Raw genomic sequence first — 3,257 nt, forward strand, 5'->3', positions numbered from 1 at the left:
GGGGTGGCCGGTGGCGGCGGCATTGATGGAGCGGTGGTTTCGCGGGGCGGCTTTTGAGATGACAGACGAGATAAAGCTGAGCCAGGGCCCGAAGCGTTTGAGTCGATTGCTGCCTGCGCAATTGGATGAAAACACAGCCACCATGGCATGGGCGCTGGGGTTTGCGAGGGTACGAGCGGCGATGTCGAAGTTGCAGGCACAGTGGGCGAGTCCTGGCGCATTCGAATTGCTGAAGCAGCGCGTCAATGCGCAGGCCATGGTGAACGTTTCAGGCCCCTGGCGATTCGGCGATCTCGCTCAGCCGGCCAAAGTGCTGGACGATGTTTGCCAAGTGAACTACCTGAAATTCGGGCGTTTCAGCGATCCCTTGGATGACTTTTATGGCGCGATGGGAGAGGCGACCCTCAAAGTTGCCGTTTCTGGCCTTGTCGTTCCCAAAGGAGCAAGGAAAGCATCCATTGCAATTGATGAGCTGGGCTTTTACTTGCGCGATGCCTACGACTTCAATGATGCCGAGCGTGCTTTTCTGTCTCAGCCGCTGGGCTTCTGGGGGTTTCGAGGTGTTCAGCGTCTTCAGTGGGGTGGCGGGGTGCCGATTTCAGAGCGGTGGGTCAATCAGGAAAAGGCCCGGGTTCTTGAGCACGCCTACTGGGTGCAAAACGAGGACTTCAGAAAATGGCGTGCAAAAAATGGCCGTGGTGGAGATTTCATGGTTCTGTCCGATGTCCACCGGATGCGGCTCCCTTTCCCGATCATGTTGGAGTGGTGATGAGGTTGTTTTCCTTTAAAAAAGTCCCCTGCATCGTTTGGTGCCTGGCGCTGAACGCGTTGATTTTTCTGGGCTGGTATGTAGGCACGCCCACGTTTTCCCACAGCTACAACAGCCCCAAGGATGTTTACCGGATGGAGTTCCATCAGGCTTCCATCTTGCAGCGCATCGTTCACTATGATTTCAGGATGCCCTACGTCGTCCGCCTTTATCGCGTGTGGCCCAAGACTTTGCTGGGTGAGAGCAAGGTGGTCGACCTCGAACCGGGCGGGGAAATCCACTGGTGGTTGAGTCCCCCCAACCATGCCGTCCATGTCGGCAATGACGTGGTATTTGAAAACATCCCGCCTGAATGCACCGACGCCTCTTTGCCCCCGGCCTGCGCCGCGAGGCCTTGATGGCTACGCTCTTACCTCACCCAGGCCGCCGCGCCGTCAACGCCCAGACCCCCGCTGTCGCCAGCAGCGAGCCGCCCGCGACATGGAAGCGCCGCTGTGCCCGTGGCGATGCGAGCAGCTTGCGCGCGCTGCCAGCGAACACGGCATACAGCGTCGCATTGGTGGCGGCCAGCACCACGAAGGTGACGCCCAGTATTCCCATTTGCTGCGTCGCGCTGGCGGCGGGGCTGAGGAACTGGGGCAGGAAGGCCACGAAGAAAACGATGCCCTTCGGGTTCAACGCGGTCACCAGGTAGGTGTTCAGGAACAGGCGCCAGCGGGATGCCGGAGCGGCGGGTGCAGCGATTTCGGTGGCGGAGATTCCGGCACGCAGCAGGCGGATGCCCAGATACAGCAGGTACAGCCCGCCGACCCACTTCACCGCGGTGAACCAGAAGGCGGAGGTTTCCAGCAGCGCGCCCAGGCCCAGCAGCGACACCACAAGCGCGGTCGAATCGCCCAGCGCCACGGCCAGCACCAGCGGCACGTTCGCGCGGCGGCCATGCGACATCGAGTAGCTGATCACGGTGAGGATGGTCGGGCCGGGGATGACCAGCATCACGGCCGAGGCCGCGACGAAGGCGAGCCAGAGTTCGATGGGCATGGTTTTTTGCTCCTGTAGGCTGGCGTGCGACACGCCTGCGGGGGAAGGCATCGATCGATGGGTCCGAGCGATGCGTGGATGTGCCGATGGCGCCATGCACACCGGCGCCCCCATCATGGAGATTCAGGCGGGCGGACGCAACCCCGGCGACAGGCGAATGGCCTGATCGAAGACGGGCCCCGCCCGGCTGCGGTGCTTGGGCCTTGGCCGGGCGCGTCAGACCTTCCTTCCCTTCAATCCCCCAGCAGTTCCCCCACCGCCCGCAGATCCTCCACCCGGTCGCAGATCGCCTTCACGGCCATCATCACCGGAATGCCCAGCAGCAGGCCCCACAGCCCCCACAGCCAGCCCCACACCAGCACGCTGACGAACACAGCCACGGGGCTCATGCGGCTGGTCTTGCTGGTGAGCCAGGGGGTGAGCAGATTGCCCACCAGGGTGTGGATGACCAGCGATGCGCCGCCGATGGCCAGCGCCATGTCCACGGTGCCGAACTGCAGGAAGGCGACCAGCGCCGAGGCGCCCGTCACCACCACCGAGCCGATGTAGGGCGCGAGGTTGAGCACCCCGGCCACCACGCCCCAGACGGCGGGGTTTTCCAGCCCGAGCAGGGCGTACACCGCGCCGGTGGCCACGCCCACCAGCACGCTGGTGAGCAGCTGCACCAGCAGGTAGCGCTGGATCTGGCCGGTGATGTCGTCCAGCACCGCCATGGTCACCTTGCGCCGCTCCAGGCTGTGGCCGGCGATGCGCATGAGCTTGCGCCGGAACAGGTTGCCCGATGCGAGCGCGAAGAAGGTCAGGAAGATCACCACGGTGAGCTGGCCGGCGGCAGACGCCAGGCCCATGGTGCCGCTCCACACATAGTCGCGGATGTTGAAGGGCGCGCGCTCGATCACCACGCGCTGCACGCCGCGGCGCGTCTGCGGCGGAATGCTTTCGGTGGCGGCCTGCTCGATCTGCGTGGCGGCCTTCTGCATGGTGTCCAGCGGGCTGGGTCCGCCCACGCGCTGGCGCATGGCATCGCGCACCTTGCGCGCGGCCACGGGCACCGAATCCACCAGCTCGGCCGCGCCGTCGCTGAGCGACCAGGCCGCGCCGCCCAGGCTGCCGACGATGCCCATCAGCAGCACCCCGGCCCCGAGCCAGCGCGGGATGTGCCAGCGGTGCAGGGCGGTGACCGCCGGGTGCAGCGCGGTGGTGAGCAGCACGCTCAGCATGAGGGGAATGAACACGGCGCTGGCCCAGTGCAGCAGTGCGACGGTGGCGAACAGGGCCAGCAGCGCGAGCGACATGTTGCGCACGTCGATCGGCATGTTCAGCATGAAGCCCGGCGCTCCAGGCAGGGCTGCGGCGGTAGCGGCAGCGGCCGCCGAGGGGCCGGTGGGCGACGGGGAAGGGGATGGTTCGGGGCGCGGTGATGCGGGCGAGGCCGGCAGCGCGGCGG

Annotated in this window: 4 protein-coding genes; 2 read left to right on the forward strand and 2 right to left on the reverse strand. The window is 65.3% G+C overall.

Annotation, left to right across the window (positions count from 1 at the left end):
* A partial coding sequence (locus tag AC27IQ_RS21045) for a DUF6402 family protein (protein WP_487090654.1) occupies nt 1-769 on the forward strand: 769 nt, incomplete at its 5' end.
* Nucleotides 769-1,167 (forward strand): hypothetical protein, encoded by a 399-nt coding sequence (locus tag AC27IQ_RS21050; RefSeq protein WP_487090655.1) that lies wholly within the window; start codon nt 769-771, stop codon nt 1,165-1,167. The genes AC27IQ_RS21045 and AC27IQ_RS21050, both read left to right, overlap by 1 nt.
* Nucleotides 1,168-1,183: 16 nt before the next feature.
* Here AC27IQ_RS21050 and AC27IQ_RS21055 read toward each other — a convergent pair whose 3' ends face one another.
* Together AC27IQ_RS21055 and AC27IQ_RS21060 are read right to left on the reverse strand one after the other, a co-directional pair.
* On the reverse strand, nt 1,184-1,810 hold the full coding sequence (locus tag AC27IQ_RS21055; RefSeq protein WP_487090656.1) for a LysE family translocator: 627 nt from the start codon (nt 1,808-1,810) through the stop codon (nt 1,184-1,186).
* A 233-nt stretch (nt 1,811-2,043) separates the two neighbouring features.
* The gene (locus AC27IQ_RS21060) at nt 2,044-3,249 is read right to left on the reverse strand and encodes an AI-2E family transporter (RefSeq protein ID WP_487090657.1); all 1,206 of its coding nucleotides are present in this window, start codon (nt 3,247-3,249) and stop codon (nt 2,044-2,046) included.
* Nucleotides 3,250-3,257: the final 8 nt, after the last annotated feature.

The sequence above is a fragment of the Acidovorax sp. KPB24-07 genome (genome assembly GCF_057543315.1).

Coding starts and splice junctions, on each gene's coding strand:
- AC27IQ_RS21050 (WP_487090655.1), top strand. CDS start 769: ATGAGGTTGTTTTCCTTTAAAAAAGTCCCCTGCATCGTTTGGTGCCTG.
- AC27IQ_RS21055 (WP_487090656.1), bottom strand. CDS start 1,810: ATGCCCATCGAACTCTGGCTCGCCTTCGTCGCGGCCTCGGCCGTGATG.